We start from the raw sequence: 19,794 nt of genomic DNA, 5'->3' as shown, positions 1-19,794 counted from the left end.
TCAACGTCACTTCTGATGTTCAGCTTCGGCTAATCGCGACAAATTTTCTTTTGCCAACCACATTTCCACTTCTGTAAGACTTAGTTGTACTTCCTCTCTGAGTGAAAAATCAGCTAGCGGCTGCTGTTCAAGCGCTGCGCACATCCTGCTGGCAGAACGCATCCCCATGCTGGCGCAGCTGCTTTTTAGTTGATGTGCCAGACGTTTTATCTTCTCGTACTCACATGCTGCGCGCGCTGCGTCAATCTCATCTAATACAGGAAGGGTGTGTTGCTTAAAGAGCGCTAACCATTCGTGCACCTTTTGCCATCCCATTAGCTGGATATCCCCGGCTAATTGCTGGGTATTTAACCGTTGGTTGTCATTTTCTAATGCAACCGGGAGAGGGGCGTTACCGTGCAGATAATGGGTAATGAGCCGACTGAGTTCATCCTGGGGAACCGGTTTTTGAATAACGCCGAGAAACAGGGTGCTGGTTCTTTGGCTTAGCGTTTCGTCGATGACGTGTGCGCTAAAGCCTATTAGCTTTAACGTCGGAAACTCGCGGGTTAACTGTTGCGCCAGCGTGATGCCGTCGATATCCGGAAGATCAAAATCAACCAGCGCGGCATTATACTGGGCGTCTTGCTGCAGTATGGTGAGCGCCGCAGCCGCACTGTCTGCAGCGGTGACCTGGGCGCCATTGAGGGTGAGCATTTCTGTACTGATGCGCTGCGTGAGGGGGTTATCCTCGATTAGCAGTAAGCGTAAACCCTGTAACGATATGGCACGTGGAACGGATTTAGCTACCGGCATCGCGCCAGCCCGTAATGGCAGACGCAGACGAAAGCAGCTTCCGACTCCCGGCGTACTGGTGACGCTCAGTTCTCCCTGCATCGCCTGCGCAAGGCTGGCACTGATAGTGAGTCCAAGCCCGGTCCCCCCACGTTTACCGCTAACCTGAACAAACGGCTGAAAAATATCGCGCTGATGGACAGGATCAATCCCGCATCCCGTGTCCTCAACCTCAATATACCAGTTCTGGTCTTTACATCGGCTACGCAGGGTGATGTGTCCGCGATCGGTAAAGCGCAGCGCGTTGTTTAATAGGTTAGTTATGATTTGCCGAATGCGGCGCGGATCGCCGCGTAGGGAGTCGGGGACATCGTCGGCAAAATCCGTAACTAGCACGACCGGGCGACCCACAACGCGACCGTGCATGAGCTGAAGCGTACTTTCCAGCAAGGGTCTGGGCTCAAAAGGTTCATCGCCGATCGCCACATTTTTTCCGCCCGCTTCGATGGCGGAATAGTCCAGGATATCGTTGAGGATGGTCAGCAGAGACTCGCCAGAGTCGGTGATTGCGCGCAGATTCTCCTGATGCTGCGCCAGAGCGGGATTGTCTGAGAGCAACTGCGCAGTTCCGAGGATCCCATACAGCGGGGTGCGTATTTCATGGCTCATGGCGGCCAGAAACGCCGATTTTGCCTGGTTGGCTTTTTCGGCTTCTGCCCGCGCCTGACGGTGTTCAGACACCATAGAACGCAGCTCGGCGGTGCGAGCTTTTACCTGAGCGGCCAGATGTTCGCGATGGCTATTAAGGGCGTGAACGCTGCCGCGAAAGGCGTCCATTAACCGCCCGATGGTATCCAGTTCGCGAACGCCCGCTGTTTCCGGAAATGGGGAGTCAATATCACCTTCAAGCAGACGCTGTAACGCCTGGGTTTGCTGCGCCAACGGACGCGTGACCGAGCGGTAAACTACGCGCCAAAGAATGAGAATTAACAAGCACAATGACACCGCACCTAACAGCAGCAGCAGCGTTTGCCCGCGCTGGCTGGCCTGTTTGAGATGCGCCAGCCCGGTCTGATTGCGTTGGCCAATGATTTCTACCAACTGACTCACTTCGCTACTGAAACGGGTAAATTGCTCGATATTGTTCTGCGATAAGATCTGTAAGCGGGTGGTGATGTCATTATCCTGACGATACAGGGCCAGCAGATCGACATAACGGCTTATCGAATTTACAGCGCCGGCAACCTGAGTGCGTACCACCGGATCTTCAATGCGTATTTGTCGGCGGTGAAGCACTCTGACGGCGGCATTAAGCTGGGTTTCCAGCGCTGCAAGGTTATTCTGCGCCTGGTTATTTCCCAGATTCATCACCATTTGCTGCACGCGTAGCGCGCTCAGGCGCAGTTCATTCATCTGGTTATAATATTCCAGATCGATATCGATAAGCCTGTCGAGAGCGTGTTCCGCCGCCTGCCCCTGATGGCTCTCAATCAAGTCATAAATGCTTGCCTGCGTAGCGCCCGCCGAGGTGGCGGCATTACTGGCCTGACCGCGCGCCATTTCGGCAACGTCGGCGGTAGCCTCAACAATATGTTGGCTGAGCTGTTGCTGCCGATTGCGCAGTTTCAGACGTTCGCCAACCAACTCCCCCTGATGGCTTAACGACTGGGCGATCTCTTTTTCCTGTTGTTCAATGGCCGACGTGTCAAAGCCCTGCTCGCGCAGGGTTTTTAGTAAAGCGGTTATTTTCAGGCTTTGGGCGGTTAACATACGCCCCTGAGCCAGCCACATATTTTCATTATCTGCGGTGGTCAGATTCTGCGCGGAAAACAGTTCCCAGGCGCTGGCTTCGCTGAGCTGGCGCGCCATGTCCATGGTCGGGATCAGCGCCTGGGTATTGGCCTGCTCAACCTGGCTGACAAAACGCAGGTTATACCAGCCTACCAGCGTACTAATGAGGGTCAGTGCCGCCATCAGCCCGAAGCCTATCCACAGTCGTTTGGTCAGAGATAAATTCACTGTCGGGTCGCCACAGATTAAAAAGGTTGAGTCCAAAAGAGGAAAGCAACTAGGGAAGGTGCGAATAAGCAGGTCATTTCTTCCCAAGCTGACTCGCTGATTAAAATTTCGCGGATCTGGGCCGATTTTTTTCCCGCAAACACATCGAATCAGCCTATTTAGGCTATTTTTTCCACCATTTCTGGCGTTATTTCCGGTTTTTACTGAGATCTCTCCCACTGACGTATCATTTGGTCCACCCGAAACAGGTTGGCCAGGGTGAATAACATCGCCAGTTGGTTATCGTTTTTCAGCAGCCCCTTGTATCTGGCTTTCACGAAGCCGAACTGCCGCTTGATGATGCGAAACGGGTGCTCCACCTTGGCACGGATGCTGGCTTTCATGTATTCGATGTTGATGGCCGTTTTGTTCTTGCGCGGATGCTGCTTCAAGGTTTTTACCTTGCCGGGACGCTCGGCGATCAGCCAGTCCACATCCACCTCGGCCAGCTCCTCGCGCTGTGGCGCTCCTTGGTAGCCGGCATCGGCTGAGACAAATTGCTCCTCTCCATGAAGCAGATTACCCAGCTGATTGAGGTCATGCTCGTTGGCCGCGGTGGTGACTAGGCTGTGGGTCAGGCCACTCTTGGCATCGACACCAATGTGGGCCTTCATGCCAAAGTGCCACTGATTGCCTTTCTTGGTCTGATGCATCTCCGGATCGCGTTGCTGCTCTTTGTTCTTGGTAGAGCTGGGTGCCTCAATGATGGTGGCATCCACCAAAGTGCCTTGGGTCATCATGACGCCTGCTTCGGCCAGCCAGCGATTGATGGTCTTGAACAATTGACGGGCCAGTTGATGCAGCTCGAGCAGGTGGCGGAAATTCATGATGGTGGTGCGATCCGGCAGGGCGCTATCCAGGGATAATCGGGCAAACAGGCGCATGGAGGCGATTTCGTACAGGGCATCTTCCATGGCACCGTCGCTCAGGTTGTACCAATGCTGCATGCGGTGAATACGCAGCATGGTCTCCAGCGGATAGGGCCGTCGGCCATTGCCCGCCTTGGGATAAAACGGCTCGATGACAGCGGTCATATTCTGCCATGGCAGAATCTGCTCCATGCGGGAGAGGAAAATCTCTTTTCGGGTCTGACGGCGCTTAGTGCTGAATTCACTATCGGCGAAGGTGAGTTGATGGCTCATGATGTCCCTCTGGGATGCGCTCCGGATGAATATGATGATCTCATATCAGGAACTTGTTCGCACCTTCCCTAATTTATATTAATGGTGAGGGTGTGGGGGCTGTAATATGCAACATTACAAGCAGGTGAATTACGTGTTTTATACAAGTGAGATAAAGCGCTTAATTATATTTACTTTTTAATGAAGTGTTTAAAGAAATATTAATATTGACATTAACGGCAGGAACGCAGGCTTGTAAATGTACAGGCCTGCGTGGCGCGTTTTGTCCGCAATATTCATACATAGTGTATTGATGGACATTTTATTCAACACAGGACAACGTTACCCTTGCGCGGGGATCTGTGCACGGTGCTGCCTGGCCTGAACCTCATGAGCATATGAATGACCGTTATTCACTGACTGATGAACGACCATCGCTTTTTCATGTTTATTCATTTGTGAAAAGGGGCGTGCCTGGGATGGCGTTGACGTTGAATTATTCGTCTGCGCGACGTGTTCTTGTGCCATTTGTTGATGTGCAGGGGCACTGCTGTTATTCATCATTTCATGGGCTGCTGCGGCCTGCTGATGCATTTTGGGGGTGTCTGCCGCATTAACGCCAGCTGAAATAAAAAACGCGATAGCGAAAAAAGAAGATATCTTATTCATCATATTTCTCCTGTTTGGGTTTACGGAAGAAATTATAATTGATGAGGGCTGTCAGCGGCGTGACAGGACTATGACGGTTATGTCAGAGAATCGGTGATGATATATATATCGGTCATACTACAAGCTGCATATGCGTTGGCTGCGCTCGTTCACCCCAGTCATTTACTTAAGTAAGTGACCGGGGATTCCCTCTCTTGCCGCCTTCCTGCAACTCGAATTGTTTAAGGTATCAACGTCATTATCATAAATTACATCGCATGCTTGGGCAGCGTCAGAATAAAACGGGTGGCAAGCTGATCGGATGTCACCGAGACTTTCCCCTGATGGGCGATAACAATCGATTTCACAATCGCCAGGCCAATACCGCTGCCTTCGCCTTTACGCTGTCGCGAAGGGTCAACCCGATAAAAACGATCAAATAGCCGCGATAGATGCTGTGGGGGAATGGGGGGGCCGGGATTTTCCACGACTATCTGGACCAGGCCATCCGCCTCTTTCACCCGCACGGTTACCGACTCGCCTTTTGGCGTGTAGCGCATGGCATTTGAAAGCAGATTACTCATTGCCCGGCGTAGCATTAACGGATCGCCTGAAACCCAGCATGCGCGTCCTTCAAAACGTAAGCCCACCTCGCGCTCTTCTGCCCAGGCTTCGAAAAAGTCGAACACTTTACCAACCTCATCGGCCAGATTAAGCGCTGTCTTTTCCGGGATAAGCTGATTGTTGTCTGCCTGCGCCAGAAACAGCATGTCGCTTACCATTTTCGACATACGACCAAACTCTTCAAGATTGGAATACAGCACGTCTTCCAGCTCTTTTTGGCTACGGGTTTGGCTGAGCGCAATTTCCGTTTGTGTGACCAGGTTGGTTATTGGCGTGCGGATCTCATGGGCAATATCCGCCGAGAAGTTCGACTGACGTTTAAATACATCCTCAATGCGTTCGATCATGTGATTAAACGAACTTACCAGCTGTTCCAGTTCAATAGGGACCGCTTGCGGATCGAGGCGCACATCAAGATCTTTTGAGGTGATATTTTGGATGCGCCGACTGACATTACGGATCGGTTCATGGCCTTTATACACAGCGAACAGCACGATAAATACAATCATCATGCTAATCAGCGATGCCGTCATAATCAGTTTGTTTTTCAGGTCGTTAATATAGTGCAGATGAAAATCGATCGATAACGCCAGATACAACGTATACGCCGCTTTTCCATCAGTCAGCTTTCCTACCGGTAGGCGAATCATTCGCCAGTTAGACGACGTTTTTTGTCCGTGAATATGTTTGGACGTTTGCAGTGTTGGGCCGGATATAATAAAAACATCGCTGGCATGGGCATTTTTATCCGGTCTTGCGCTGGCGATAAATTGCCGGAGATCCGGCGCATTTGGCGAATGAAAAATGGCTTTCTGCTTACTGTCTTCCAGAGAAATAATGACGTTCGAGTAGCCCTCAACCACGTTTTTTAGCGTTTCCAGACGGCGTGATTCCGGCTCGTTGGGTTGGTTAATAATCCTCTCCAGCGTGGCGCTGATCTCTTGTAAATCATTGATGTCCTGCTCGGCGAAATGGACCTTCACGGAGTGGATCATTATCCATGCAAAGGCGAAAAATGAAGCGATCGTCGCCAGACTGATAAAAAAGGTCAGTCGTGTTGCCAGCGAAAAAGGGCGCCGCCATCGTTTACTGGGCATCAGGAACCTCAAGCATATATCCCACGCCGCGTACGGTCTGAATCAGTTTCGGCTCAAAATCGTTATCAATTTTGGCGCGCAGACGCTTAACGGCGACGTCGATGGCATTGGTATCGCTGTCAAAATTCATATCCCAGACCTGGGAAGCGATCAGCGAGCGGGGTAAAACTTCCCCTTGATGACGCAGGAAAAACTCAAGCAGCGTAAACTCTTTGCTGGTCAGAGTAATACGCGTCCCGCTGCGGGTGACTTTTCTGCTGACCAGATCGACCATTAAATCCGCGACCTGAAACTGGCTTTCGACAATCACCGCCGCCCCGCGGCGCAGCAGCGTTCTGACCCGCGCCAGCAGTTCGGCGAAGGCGAACGGTTTGACCAGATAATCATCAGCGCCTAATTCCAGACCCTTAACCCGATGTTCGATGGTACCCAGCGCGGTGAGGAGAAGAATGGGCATCCCTTTGTTAGCGGAACGCAGCATCCGTACGATATCCCAGCCGTTTACATCCGGCAGCATGATGTCGAGTATGAGCAGGTCGTAATCGCCGGTCATCGCCAGGTGGTACCCGTTCAGGCCGTTATCAGCTAAATCCACGACAAAACCCGCTTCCGTCAGGCCTTTCGTCAGGTATTCACCGGTTTTTTTCTCATCTTCGACTATCAACACCTTCATCGCATTCTCCTTCTCACACGGGTTGTGCGGACTTTCAATTCTAGGGAAGCGGGATCGGATAGCAATCGGTTATTGGGAAAATGACAGTTTTGTCATTTTCCTGTCACCGCTTAAACAGAGTCACTTCGTTAAAGTACAACACTATAAATTCCTACATTTTTTAGGGCCATCAGTCCGGTCAGGACGAGAAGAACTATGAGCAAATTTAAGCTTCTTACCCTCAGCGCTGTATTCGTTCTCGCCGGTTGTTCATTGGCGCCGGACTATCAGCGTCCGACATTGCCTGTACCGCAGCAATTCTCCTTAAGCCAGAACGCCTTGGTTTCTGCACCGGTGGGATATCAGGACACGGGCTGGCGGAGCTTCTTCGTTGACTCTCAGGTAAAGGCGCTGATTGGCGAGGCGCTGGTCAATAACCGCGATTTACGTATGGCAGTGCTAAAAGTTCAGGAAGCGAGAGCGCAATATGGCGTCACGGACGCTGACCGCTATCCGCAAATCACGGCAGGTTCCAGCGGTACTTACAGCGGCAAATTAAAAGGCGATAGCAGCACCGATCGTGAATTCGAAGCTGGACTCAATCTCAGTTTCGATCTGGACTTCTTTGGTCGGCTGAAAAATATGAGTGAAGCTGAGCGACAGAATTTCTTTGCCAGCGAAGAGGCGCGTCGGGCGGTACACATCTCATTAATCTCCAACGTATCGCAAAGTTATTTCAATCAGCGTCTGGCTTATGCACAACTGCAAATTGCCGAAGAAACGCTGCAAAACTATCAGCGTTCTTACGCTTTTGTTGAGAAGCAGTTGCTGACCGGAAGCACCAACGTACTGGCGCTGGAACAGGCGCGGGGCGTGATTGAAAGCACGCGCAGCGAAATCGCGAAGCGTAAAGGTGAACTGGCGCAGGCGAACAACGCGCTGCAACTGTTGCTGGGTACGTACGGGAAATTACCCAACGACCAGATGCGCAGCAGCGGGGATATCAAACCAGTAACGCTGCCGCCATCGCTCTCGTCGCAAATCCTGTTGCAGCGCCCGGATATTTTGGAAGCTGAACACGGATTAATGGCGGCGAATGCCAATATCGGCGCCGCACGAGCAGCGTTTTTCCCGTCGATTACCTTGACCAGTTCGGTTTCCAGCAGCAGCAGCGATCTCTCCAGCTTATTTAATGCGACCAGCGGCATGTGGAATTTTGTCCCCAAAATAGATATTCCCATTTTTAACGCCGGACGTAATCAGTCCAATCTCGACCTCGCTGAAATTCGCCAACAGCAGTCGGTGGTGAATTACGAACAAAAAATTCAGAACGCGTTTAAAGAGGTGGCGGATGCGCTGGTGTTGCGCCAAAGCATTGCCGATCAAATTAGCGGTCAGCAGCGCTACCTGACGTCATTGCAAATCACCTTACAACGCGCCAGAGCGCTTTATCAAAATGGTGCGGTTAGCTACATCGAGGTACTGGACGCCGAACGTTCTTTATTCGCTACGCAGCAATCGCTGCTCGATCTTAATTACGCCCAACAGGTTAATGAAATTAAGCTGTTTGCTGCCTTAGGCGGCGGTTGGGTGGAGTAATCCTTAATATTAACTTTTCAGGAGCATCAAGTATGAATACTACCGCCAAAGCCGTGTTGTTTAGCTTTTTCTCTGTGGTCATGTTTAACGCTCAGGCCAATGAGCATCAGCATGGCGAGATGATGAACATGCAGCCAGCGGCCCAACAGGAAGACGTCATTAGCGCCACCGGGGTGATTGAAGCTATTGATAAAGAAAGTAAAAAAATCACGATCAAGCATGATCCCATTGCCGCGGTGAACTGGCCTGCCATGACGATGCGTTTTACGCGGGTTGCCGACACCAAGGCTGACGATATTAAACCCGGCGATAAGGTTGCGTTTACGTTTGTTCAGCAGGGAAATCTCTCTGTGTTACGCGATATTCACATCAGTAAATAACGTTCTCGCTGGTCTCTTTTATTCTTGCCCGGATTCTTCGAAATGCGGGTGAGACTATCGCGCAATGGAAATCACTATGGCGTCTTTAAATATTAAAAATACCGCGCTTATTCTCGCTGGCATGATTGCCGGTGGGGTTATTTCTGTCGGTATTTATACTTATTATTCATCAGCAAACGTAACGGCTGAAACCGGGCAGGCTTCGCAAAAAGAAGCCAGAAAAGTGTTGTTCTGGTATGACCCCATGTACCCGAACACGCGCTTTGATAAGCCGGGTAAATCACCGTTTATGGATATGGATCTGATCCCCAAATATGCCGATGAAGAGACCGCGAGCGCGTCAGCGCCTGGCGTGCGTATCGATCCTACTCAGACCCAAAATTTGGGTCTGAAAACAGAACCTGTGCGCCGTGGCCCGCTGCACTATGCGCAAACTTTCCCGGCTAACGTTAGCTATAACGAATACCAGTTTGTTATTGTCCAGGCTCGCTCCGCAGGCTTTATCGAGAAGGTTTACCCGCTAACCGTGGGCGACAAAATTAAGCAAGGTGCGCCGCTTATCGATCTGACGATTCCCGACTGGGTTGAGGCGCAGAGCGAATATTTGTTACTGCGGGAGACTGGCGGCAGTGCGACGCAGGTGGAAGGGATTCTGGAGAGATTACGTCTGGCCGGTATGCCGGAAGCGGATATTCAGCGCTTAAAATCGACGCGTAAAATTCAGACCCGCTTTACCCTGAAAGCTCCTATTGATGGGGTGATTACCGCATTCGATTTGCGTACTGGCATGAACATTTCCAAAGACAATGTGGTCGCGAAAATTCAGGGGATGGACCCGGTATGGGTCAGCGCGTCGGTCCCGGAATCTATCGCCTGGCTGATCAAAGACGCCTCGCAATTTACCATCACCGTGCCCGCCTGGCCGGATAAGCCTTTCACCATTAGCAAGTGGAATATCTTACCTAGTGTCGATGCCTCCACGCGTACGCTGCAGATCCGTTTGCAGGTCAATAACCCTGATGAGGCGCTCAAGCCGGGGATGAATGCTTACCTGCAACTGAAAACGCAAAGTGAACCGATGCTGCTGATCCCCTCAAAGGCGTTGATTGATACAGGCACCGAGCAACGGGTGATCACCGTCGATAACGAAGGTCGATTTGTACCGAAGCAGGTTGCGGTATTCCATGAATCTCAAGGGCTGACGGCTATCCGCTCAGGCCTGACTGAAGGTGAAAAAGTGGTGTCCAGTGGTCTGTTCCTGATTGATTCCGAGGCGAATATCTCTGGCGCACTGGACCGTATGCGCGCGCAGAACAGTGGTGCGCAAGACGCATCCGCAAAGCCAGCCCAGGCGACCCATTCACACTGAGGACATGATAAATGATTGAATGGATTATCCGCCGTTCGGTGGCAAACCGTTTTCTGGTGATGATGGGGGCGCTGTTTCTCAGTATCTGGGGAACCTGGACCATCATCAATACCCCGGTTGATGCGTTGCCCGATCTCTCTGATGTTCAGGTGATCGTCAAAACCAGCTATCCAGGGCAGGCACCGCAAATCGTTGAAAATCAGGTGACTTACCCGCTGACCACCACCATGCTGTCGGTACCGGGCGCGAAGACCGTGCGTGGTTTCTCGCAGTTTGGTGATTCCTATGTGTACGTCATTTTCGAAGATGGCACCGATCCTTACTGGGCGCGCTCGCGCGTACTGGAGTATCTCAACCAGGTTCAGGGGAAATTACCGGCAGGGGTTAGCGCGGAGATGGGACCGGACGCCACGGGCGTCGGCTGGATCTTTGAATATGCGCTGGTCGATCGCAGCGGTAAACACGATCTGGCAGAGTTACGAACTCTTCAGGACTGGTTTTTAAAGTATGAGTTAAAAACGATTCCGAACGTGGCAGAGGTGGCCTCGGTAGGCGGCGTGGTTAAACAGTACCAGGTTGTTATCGACCCGATGAAGCTGACGCAATATGGCATCAGCCTGGCGGAGGTGAAATCTGCACTGGATACGTCGAATCAGGAGGCGGGCGGCTCGTCTGTTGAGATGGCTGAAGCGGAATATATGGTCCGCGCCAGTGGGTATCTACAAACGCTTGATGACTTCAATAATATCGTCCTGAAAACAGGGGCCGACGGTGTACCTGTTTACCTGCGCGATGTCGCGCGTGTGCAAATTGGGCCGGAAATGCGCCGTGGGATCGCCGAACTGAATGGTGAAGGCGAAGTGGCGGGCGGGGTGGTAATTCTGCGTTCCGGTAAAAATGCGCGTGAAGTGATCTCCGCCGTTAAAGCCAAACTCGACACGCTGAAAAGCAGCCTGCCGGAAGGCGTTGAGATAGTTACAACATACGATCGCAGTCAGCTCATCGATCGCGCTATTGATAACCTGAGCTATAAGCTGCTGGAAGAGTTTATCGTTGTTGCGCTGGTATGCGCGCTGTTCCTGTGGCATCTGCGTTCGGCGCTGGTAGCGATTATTTCCCTGCCGCTGGGACTGTGTATCGCGTTTATCGTGATGCATTTCCAGGGGCTGAACGCCAATATCATGTCGCTTGGGGGCATTGCCATTGCCGTCGGGGCGATGGTCGATGCCGCGATCGTGATGATTGAAAACGCCCATAAGCGGCTCGAAGAGTGGGGACATCAGCATCCGGATGAAAAACTGGATAACGCAACGCGCTGGAAGGTTATTACCGATGCCTCGGTAGAGGTCGGCCCGGCATTGTTCATCAGCTTGCTGATTATCACCCTGTCGTTTATCCCTATTTTCACGCTCGAGGGGCAAGAGGGGCGACTGTTCGGCCCGCTGGCGTTCACCAAAACGTATGCCATGGCAGGCGCGGCGTTTCTGGCTATTGTCGTCATTCCGATCCTGATGGGATTCTGGATCCGTGGCAAAATTCCGGCGGAAAGCAGTAACCCGCTTAACCGTTTCCTGATCCGTATTTATCATCCGCTGTTGTTGAAGGTGCTGCATTGGCCTAAAACCACCCTGCTGGTGGCGGTACTTTCAATACTGACGGTTATATACCCGCTGAATAAAGTCGGTGGTGAATTCCTGCCGCAGATTAACGAAGGCGATCTACTGTATATGCCGTCAACCCTGCCGGGGATTTCGGCGGCGCAGGCGGCGGATATGCTGCAAAAAACCGACAAGCTGATCATGACCGTTCCGGAAGTGGCGCGTGTGTTTGGTAAAACCGGTAAGGCGGAAACCGCAACGGATTCCGCGCCGCTGGAAATGGTCGAAACAACGATCCAACTGAAGCCGCAGGATCAGTGGCGTCCGGGGATGACGATGGACAAAATCATCGCCGAACTCGACAAAACCGTGCGCTTGCCAGGGCTGGCGAATCTGTGGGTTCCGCCTATTCGTAACCGTATCGACATGCTTTCTACCGGCATCAAAAGCCCGATTGGGATAAAGGTGTCAGGTAACGTTCTGGCTGATATCGACGCCACGGCGGAACAAATCGAAGAGGTAGCCAGAACCGTGCCGGGCGTCGCTTCGGCGCTGGCTGAGCGGCTGGTGGGCGGGCGCTATATTAATGTGGACATTAATCGGGAGAAAGCAGCCCGCTACGGTATGACCGTTGGCGCGGTACAGTTGTTTGTCACCTCCGCGGTCGGAGGCGCGATGGTGGGCGAAACGGTGGAAGGGATTGCACGTTATCCGATTAACCTTCGCTATGCGCAGAGCTATCGTGATAGCCCGGAAGCGCTGCGTAATCTGCCTATTCTGACGCCCATGAAGCAGCAAATCACGCTGGCTGATGTTGCAGATGTGACAGTGGTTTCTGGTCCGTCGATGTTGAAAACCGAAGATGCACGACCCACCAGCTGGATTTATATCGACGCCCGCGACCGTGACATGGTTTCGGTGGTGAACGATCTGAAAAAAGCGATCGCTGAAAACGTACAGTTAAAGCCGGGGACCAGCGTGGCGTTTTCCGGGCAGTTCGAGCTGCTTGAACGCGCCAGCCATAAGCTCAAACTGATGGTGCCGATGACGCTGATGATTATCTTTGTCCTGCTTTATCTGGCTTTCCGTCGCTTTGGTGAAGCGTTGCTGATTATTACCAGCGTGCCCTTTGCGCTGGTAGGGGGGATCTGGTTCCTCTACTGGATGGGGTTCCATATGTCGGTTGCGACCGGAACCGGGTTTATCGCCCTGGCTGGCGTTGCCGCGGAGTTTGGCGTAGTGATGCTGATGTACTTGCGCCATGCTATTGAAGCCGAGCCTGCGCTGGAAAATCCGCAAACCTTTACGGCGGATAAGCTGGATGAAGCGTTGTATCACGGCGCGGTGCTGCGCGTACGTCCGAAAGCGATGACCGTGGCGGTGATTATCGCGGGCCTGTTGCCAATCTTGTGGGGGACAGGGGCGGGCTCAGAAGTGATGAGCCGCATTGCCGCGCCGATGATTGGCGGCATGATTACCGCGCCATTGCTGTCGCTGTTTATTATTCCGGCAGCTTATAAGCTGATGTGGCTGCACAGGCATCGTAGCCAAAAGTAATGCCTTGAAGCGCTCGCCTGCGTCGGTTTTGTTGCCGAAGCAGGCGGTGCGTTATGCCGCCAACGCTTTCACGCGTTTGCGGTACTCGCCCGGCGTGCAGCCAAATCCTCGTAAAAAGACTTTGTGAAACGACGATTCGCTGGCGTAACCCACCGACTCGGCAATAACGATCAACGGCTGCGATCCGCGTGACAGCATCTGGGCGGCGAATTGCAGGCGTAGCTCGGTCAACACCGCCAGCGGCGTGGAGTTTGAGACTTCACGAAATAGCTGCGCAAAGCTGGCCCGCGACATATGGGCACGCTTTGCCAGTTCTTCGACAGTCCAGGGAAAAGCCGGTGACTCCAGCATCATGAAGACAACGGCCCCAAGCCTTGGGTGCAGCAGTAAATTCAGCACATTTTTAGCGGGTGTCGGCTGGGCTAGCCACTCGCGAACGGCTAACGCGAACAGCGTAGCGCATTGCTGGCTGCAAACGATGTTGGAGCCAGGCAGATCGTTGATGTATTCCTGCTGCATCAGCGCAATCATGGCTTTCAGCCAGTGGCTAATGGGACTGTTATCTTCTGGTGCCAGTATTAATACTTCCGGAAGGGCAGTTAAAAAATAGCGTGAAGATGCCTGCAATCGCAGGCTTCCGCAGACAATATGCGTTTGTTCTTCCCCTGTCTGGCACAGCCGATGCGCGGAGTTTTGAGGCAGAATGACTATTGTTCCTGGGCGTAACGTAGAAGACGTTCCGTCTGGCATATCCAGTTGAGCAAACCCCTGGGTTACCGTATGCCAGCGGATAACGGACAGCTCACCCGCCGCGTGCGGCAGTTGCCAGTCCCTGCTCAGCAGGCAGTTTTGATCAATCGAGCCCTGCGGGTCGTTAAGCATAAGTAATCGGCTAAGTGCATCCATAAAGACTCCTGAGCAGTTCTTGTTGATGCTTGTCGAGATAAAGTAACGCTGTTACTCATTATTTATTAAATAAATTTATGGTGTTAGTTTATTTCCTCGATGGGTTGAGTGGAAGAGAGATCGTAGTGATTTAGACGATTTGACAGTAATTTGCGCGATATGGATACATTGTTCATGCATCGTTAAACCTATACTTCAGTTCAACAAACGAACAGTGACATGGTGGAGAGACAGCATGAATCAGTATCAGGCGATTATTATCGGATTTGGCAAAGCGGGTAAAACGCTGGCGGCTACCCTGGCGAAAACGGGCTGGCGAGTGGCGATTATTGAACAGTCAAACACCATGTATGGCGGGACATGTATCAATATCGGCTGCATTCCCACCAAAACCCTGGTACACGATGCTGAACTTCAGCATGACTTTGCTGCGGCGATGCAGCGCAAGGCCTCCGTTGTCAGCTTTCTGCGTGATAAAAACTTCCATAATCTTGCCGATCTGGAAAATGTAGATGTGATTGAAGGTCGTGCTGAATTTATTGATAACCATACGGTGCGGGTCGTGCAGCCAACAGGCGAGATTGAACTAAGCGGCGAAAAGATCTTTATTAATACCGGCGCACAGGCAACGATGCCAAACGTGGCAGGGTTAATGACTACACCGGGCGTGTTTGACAGCACCGGGTTGTTAAATTTGACGCAACGTCCGGAACGTTTGGGGATTTTGGGCGGCGGTTATATTGGTGTTGAATTCGCATCAATGTTTGCCAACTTTGGCAGTAAGGTCACCATTTATGAAGCCGCCCCACTGTTTTTAGCCCGCGAAGATCGGGATATTGCCGACGCTATCGCCAACATTTTACGCGACAAAGGGGTTGAGATTATCCTCAATGCCAGGGTGCAGGCGGTTTCGTCCCATGACGGCGCGGTACAGGTGCAAATGCCGCAAGGCGTCCAGACTGTGAATGCGCTACTGGTGGCATCGGGTCGCAAACCGGCAACTGAAAATCTGCAGTTGCAGAATGCGGGTGTGGATGTCAACGAGCGCGGTGCCATTGTAGTGAATAAATATCTGCGTACTTCGGCAGACAATATCTGGGCCATGGGCGATGTGACGGGGGGGTTACAATTTACCTATATCTCGCTGGATGACTTCCGTATTGTGCGCGACAACCTGTTAGGCGAGGGATTACGTAACACCGGCGATCGCCAAAACGTACCGTATTCTGTTTTTATGACGCCGCCGCTTTCCCGCGTGGGGATGACAGAAGAACAAGCTCGCGCCAGCGGCGCGGCGGTCCAGGTTGTCACCCTGCCTGTCGCGGCTATCCCGCGTGCCCGGGTGATGAATGACACGCGTGGCGTACTTAAAGCGGTGGTAAATCGCGAAACGAAACAGATATTAGGCGTATCGCTGCTGTGCGTGGATTCTCATGAGATGATTAATATCATTAAAACCGTTATGGATGCTGGTTTACCTTACACGACATTGCGCGATCAAATATTTACTCATCCGAGTATGAGCGAATCACTAAACGATCTCTTCTCTCTTATAAAATAATAATATAGTCTGCATGATTGCCCCACCTGTGTGGGGCTTTTTTTTATCATATACAAAGAAATACTCATGAACAGTTATTCTGGCGTTATGGAGGAAATAAGATAAGCAACAATGTTTTATTCTATTACGAGTGAAATCACTTGTTAATGGAAATAGAAATGAACATGCTTAAAACTTCATTATTGTTGACTGCTTTACTGACTGCGCCGGTGACATTTTCTGCACTGGCACAACAGCCGGTCGAAGTAGCCCGCGTCAGCGTGTCGGCAATTGCCGCTGCACCTTCTGTTGTTGAACATGCAATCGCCAGGCTGGCGCAGGAAAAAAAGGCAACTTCCTGGAAAATCACCTCAATGCGCATTGATAGCAGCACTCACGCAACCGCAATTTTGTACAAGTGAGGAGAGTCTGAATGGAAAAATATCTGCGTTTACTCAGCAAGGGCGATAGAATTGGATTAACATTGATTCGCCTGAGTATTGCCATTGTTTTTATCTGGATTGGCTTATTGAAATTTGTACCTTACGAAGCCGATAGTATTACGCCATTTGTTGCCAATAGTCCGGTAATGTCATTTTTTTATGAACATCCAGAAGAATATAAGCAGCATTTAACCCACGAAGGTGAGTTTAAACCGCAGGAGCGGGAATGGCAGAAGGCGAATAACACCTATACGTTCTCCAATGGTCTGGGCGTAGTCGAAGTGCTGATCGCATTGCTGGTGCTGGCTAATCCTGTTAGCCGTTGGTTGGGATTAATTGGTGGCGTACTGGCATTTGCTACTCCGATTGTGACGTTATCATTTTTAATTACCACACCGGAAGCATGGGTGATGCCACTGGGCGATTTGCACCACGGTTTTCCGTACTTGTCAGGAGCCGGGCGTCTGGTGTTGAAAGACACATTAATGCTGGCGGGAGCGGTGATGATCATCGCAGATTCATCGCGATCAATTATTAAGCAAAAGTATTGAATTTTTAACGTTGTACCCTCTGTAAGACAGTAAGCCTCTATAGTTCGATTCGGTAATTACCGGGCCAGCAGGATGCTGGCCTTTTTTCTGCCCTAAGGTAAATTCATTTTACAGGTGAATTATAATTATTCACTTTTTCATAATAACTAGTCGGAGCTATATTCCTGGTTAATGATATAGTGCCGTAAGCATTTTCTCTTCTTCTTGCGATAGCACGCCAGTCCGCATACTGCGTGGTCCTTCCATCAAAACCCATTCATTTCCCTCTATTTTTTTTCTGTGTAGTTCTTGCTATTTGTTATCTCAAAATGACATCTCAAAAAAATTTATTATTCTCTTTTGTTATAGTTAGCCAACAACTTCATGTGGTTTTAGGCATGGCTTCAGCTAGAATTAACTTTGATTAAATGTTTTTACGTATCAATAAATGGCTAAAGATAGTTAAAAACTTAATTTTTAACCAACTGTTCGACATGGAATCCACTATGGTAATTAAGCACCAGGGGTGGATGCTGATCTTGCGTTTTGTGAGTAACCACAAGCGAGACATATCTTAAATATGGAAATAAGGGTTTTAGAATGAGCTTTGGATTAGCAAAGGACAACAAGTTTGAAATCATCGCTACCCTTCGTGAAGAGTTGCACAAGAAAACGAAACTGGAAGTGTTATGTGAAAACCATAGTGTTATCACGCAGTTAGAGAAGATTGATTTCGAGCGGTTTGTCATCTCCGGACACGAAGATATTGTTCCTGAAAAGGTCCAGTACTTTATCCTGCACAGTGAAAGTGGGATTGTAAAATTTAGTGCCAGATTCGAACAAACCTTATCAGCAGGTGCACAAGCAGGATTATCCTACTTCATCCCAGATATGATTTTCTTTGCCCAGCAGCGACAAAATCAGCGTTTTTCCTTCCTGAAGGGTTACGACTTTTTCTGTTTTGGTCGTTACAAAAACGGAGAAAACTACTCTCTGAAGATTAAAAACATCTCGCAGGGCGGTTGTGCATTAATTGTTAAAGATGTGAACTCCCGTTTTCTCTATAAAGATGCGGTGATTAAAAATGCCGCGCTGGATTTTGATACGTTTGGCAGTTTACAGCTGGATTTGAAAGTGATCGATGTCGTCATGATCAATGAATTTGATGAGGATAATCAATTGTATGCCTGTCATCAGATCTCATGTGAGTTCGATTTTAAAAATCGTCGTGAAGAGGCTGAGGTCGAAAAGATTATTATTAAATTTTTAATGAGTAACAAGATTTGATGCTGATAAGGAGCGATGAACAGGATGTTGATGTGTGGCAGTGATAATTTTGTGGGCAACGGTTTGTTCGCCTACCTGACAAGCAAACATGTACCGATACAAACATTCCAGTTTGAGGATATGTTGCATCAGTCATCATTATGCCAGCATCAAACCATGGTTTTTAATATCATTGATAACGAACAACCATGTTCAGCTATCGTGCAGTTTTTGAATAAAAACCGCTTCAAGTTTTATAATAATGTCGTGGTAATTATTGCTGATAGTTTGGTGGCGAAATTATGTGTAGAGTTATTATATGTTGAAAAAACGATAGTTTTGACGGAGAAATCTTCACTGCGCGATTTCGGTCAACTGGCGTCGTTAACGGCCGGGAAATGGAATCCCCGGCTGTATCGTTCACAGAAAAGATTAACCGAGAGAGAGCAGCAGATTCTGAATTTATTGGTAAACGGATATACCGCCAGAGAAATTTCAGAGTTAGTCAGCCTGAATTATAAAACTATCCAGGCGCATAAAATGAGGGTCGTCACCAAGCTGGGACTGACCAATACCTCGGAATTAAATAAATTAATTGTCAGATTTACCCATCGTATGTCTTTTTTACCCTAACCTGGCCATTCTATTCTGATGTAACACACCTAATAGTAGATACAATTCGGGAGTGATATTGACTGGTTTTTAATTTTTATGATTTGTTGAGGGAGAGAGAAATGTTTAATTCTAGTGAGGTGTTAACCGCGCTTGAAAAGGCATTGAATACCAGTCAGCTTTATATGGTTTATCAACCAATTTTTAATTTGCGTAATCAGCGTATTAGCGGGTTTGAAGCATTAATGCGTTGGAATAGCCCCCAGATGGGGATGATCTCTCCCGATGTTTTTATTACCTTGCTGGAAGACAGCGGCAATATCATGTCAATTGAAGATATGGTTACCCACACTCCCTGGGATGTGGCAACCCGTTGGCCAGAGCCCCTTGTATTGTCCGTCAATATTTCCGCGCTTGAATTCTGCGATCCGCTGTTACCCCAACGCGTCAGAAAAAACCTTACTGTATGTGGTCTCCCGCCCCATCGATGCCAGATAGAGGTCACGGAAACGTCGCCGCTATGCGACAGTCAGGTCGCGGCTAAAAATATGACGGAGCTGAAGGCGATAGGGGTCAAAATTGCCCTTGATGATTTTGGAACCGGCCACGCCAATCTTAACTATCTGTTGAAATATCCTTTTGATACCTTAAAAATTGATAAGGAATTTATCGCCGGCATTGAACCCGATACCCGCTCAACAAAGATTGTTGAGGGTATAATTTCACTGGCGCACAATTTTGGTATTGAAGTTCTTGCTGAAGGGGTGGAAACCCAGTCCGAACTGGACCGGCTGATGCAGATTGGTTGTGACAAAATTCAAGGCTTTTTCATTTCTCCCCCGGTGTTGGCAGAAGAGATCCCGTTACTCCTGACGCAGTATAATCCTTAATCTTCTCCCTCTCTGTTGTTCCCCTGAACCTCGATTGTTTCGCGTTGCCAGAGGGCCGCTCCCGCGCTTTTCCTGCCTATAAAAATAAGTCCGTAGGCCTGATACGTTAAGCGCATCAGGTAGCTTTGTA

At 50.0% G+C, this 19,794-nt stretch carries 16 protein-coding genes; 10 read left to right on the top strand and 6 right to left on the bottom strand.

The window, feature by feature from the left end; all coding sequences use genetic code 11:
• Window positions 1–6: 6 nt before the first annotated feature.
• From torS to cusR, 5 genes are all read right to left on the bottom strand, one after another.
• Window positions 7–2,793, bottom strand: coding sequence for a TMAO reductase system sensor histidine kinase/response regulator TorS (torS, locus tag HV314_RS18505; protein ID WP_181546412.1), 2,787 nt, complete (start codon window positions 2,791–2,793; stop codon window positions 7–9).
• A 200-nt stretch (window positions 2,794–2,993) separates the two neighbouring features.
• Complete coding sequence (locus HV314_RS18500; protein ID WP_181546410.1) at window positions 2,994–3,974, bottom strand: IS5-like element ISKpn26 family transposase; 981 nt, start codon at window positions 3,972–3,974, stop codon at window positions 2,994–2,996.
• A 321-nt stretch (window positions 3,975–4,295) separates the two neighbouring features.
• Window positions 4,296–4,622 (bottom strand): hypothetical protein, encoded by a 327-nt coding sequence (locus tag HV314_RS18495; protein WP_016152147.1) that lies wholly within the window; start codon window positions 4,620–4,622, stop codon window positions 4,296–4,298.
• Between the two features lie 248 nt (window positions 4,623–4,870).
• Window positions 4,871–6,322: a Cu(+)/Ag(+) sensor histidine kinase gene (locus HV314_RS18490; RefSeq protein ID WP_016152148.1), complete on the bottom strand. Its 1,452-nt coding sequence runs from the start codon at window positions 6,320–6,322 to the stop codon at window positions 4,871–4,873.
• A complete protein-coding gene (gene cusR / locus HV314_RS18485; RefSeq protein ID WP_016152149.1) occupies window positions 6,312–6,995 on the bottom strand; it encodes a copper response regulator transcription factor CusR in 684 nt (227 codons plus the stop codon). Before cusR ends, HV314_RS18490 begins: the two co-directional genes overlap by 11 nt.
• Before the next feature lie 195 nt (window positions 6,996–7,190).
• On the opposite strand from cusR, the gene HV314_RS18480 reads away from it, so the two are divergent.
• The 4 genes from HV314_RS18480 (at window position 7,191) to HV314_RS18465 (ending at window position 13,477) form a co-directional block, all read left to right on the top strand.
• Window positions 7,191–8,573 (top strand): efflux transporter outer membrane subunit, encoded by a 1,383-nt coding sequence (locus HV314_RS18480; RefSeq protein WP_016155924.1) that lies wholly within the window; start codon window positions 7,191–7,193, stop codon window positions 8,571–8,573.
• Between the two features lie 32 nt (window positions 8,574–8,605).
• Entirely contained in the window at window positions 8,606–8,953 is a 348-nt protein-coding gene (cusF, locus tag HV314_RS18475) for a cation efflux system protein CusF (protein WP_016155925.1), read from the top strand.
• 76 nt (window positions 8,954–9,029) lie between these two features.
• Window positions 9,030–10,322, top strand: coding sequence for an efflux RND transporter periplasmic adaptor subunit (locus HV314_RS18470; protein WP_101699769.1), 1,293 nt, complete (start codon window positions 9,030–9,032; stop codon window positions 10,320–10,322).
• An 11-nt stretch (window positions 10,323–10,333) separates the two neighbouring features.
• Window positions 10,334–13,477, top strand: a complete 3,144-nt coding sequence (locus HV314_RS18465; protein WP_047358048.1) for a CusA/CzcA family heavy metal efflux RND transporter — start codon at window positions 10,334–10,336, stop codon at window positions 13,475–13,477.
• Between the two features lie 51 nt (window positions 13,478–13,528).
• Here HV314_RS18465 and rclR read toward each other — a convergent pair whose 3' ends face one another.
• On the bottom strand, window positions 13,529–14,383 hold the full coding sequence (rclR, locus tag HV314_RS18460; RefSeq protein WP_049282483.1) for a reactive chlorine-specific transcriptional regulator RclR: 855 nt from the start codon (window positions 14,381–14,383) through the stop codon (window positions 13,529–13,531).
• Window positions 14,384–14,618: 235 nt separating this feature from the next.
• On the opposite strand from rclR, the gene rclA reads away from it, so the two are divergent.
• From rclA to HV314_RS18430, 6 genes are all read left to right on the top strand, one after another.
• On the top strand, window positions 14,619–15,944 hold the full coding sequence (rclA, locus tag HV314_RS18455) for a reactive chlorine resistance oxidoreductase RclA (RefSeq protein ID WP_137367287.1): 1,326 nt from the start codon (window positions 14,619–14,621) through the stop codon (window positions 15,942–15,944).
• A 164-nt stretch (window positions 15,945–16,108) separates the two neighbouring features.
• Entirely contained in the window at window positions 16,109–16,345 is a 237-nt protein-coding gene (gene rclB / locus HV314_RS18450; protein WP_029139445.1) for a reactive chlorine resistance periplasmic protein RclB, read from the top strand.
• Window positions 16,346–16,356: 11 nt separating this feature from the next.
• Complete coding sequence (gene rclC / locus HV314_RS18445) at window positions 16,357–16,917, top strand: reactive chlorine resistance membrane protein RclC (RefSeq protein WP_016152157.1); 561 nt, start codon at window positions 16,357–16,359, stop codon at window positions 16,915–16,917.
• 579 nt (window positions 16,918–17,496) lie between these two features.
• Window positions 17,497–18,183: a flagellar brake protein gene (locus HV314_RS18440; RefSeq protein WP_016152158.1), complete on the top strand. Its 687-nt coding sequence runs from the start codon at window positions 17,497–17,499 to the stop codon at window positions 18,181–18,183.
• A 24-nt stretch (window positions 18,184–18,207) separates the two neighbouring features.
• Complete coding sequence (locus tag HV314_RS18435; RefSeq protein ID WP_046275132.1) at window positions 18,208–18,795, top strand: helix-turn-helix domain-containing protein; 588 nt, start codon at window positions 18,208–18,210, stop codon at window positions 18,793–18,795.
• Window positions 18,796–18,896: 101 nt separating this feature from the next.
• Window positions 18,897–19,664 carry a putative bifunctional diguanylate cyclase/phosphodiesterase gene (locus tag HV314_RS18430; protein WP_016152160.1) on the top strand — a complete coding sequence of 256 codons (768 nt, stop codon included), beginning with the start codon at window positions 18,897–18,899 and terminating at the stop codon, window positions 19,662–19,664.
• Window positions 19,665–19,794 lie beyond the last annotated feature (130 nt).

Origin of the sequence: Citrobacter sp. RHBSTW-00887 (assembly GCF_013728095.1) — a bacterium.
GTDB lineage: Bacteria > Pseudomonadota > Gammaproteobacteria > Enterobacterales > Enterobacteriaceae > Citrobacter > Citrobacter braakii.
The sequence above is the reverse complement of the archived record's forward strand: the minus strand, read 5'-3'. Positions and strand labels throughout refer to the sequence as shown.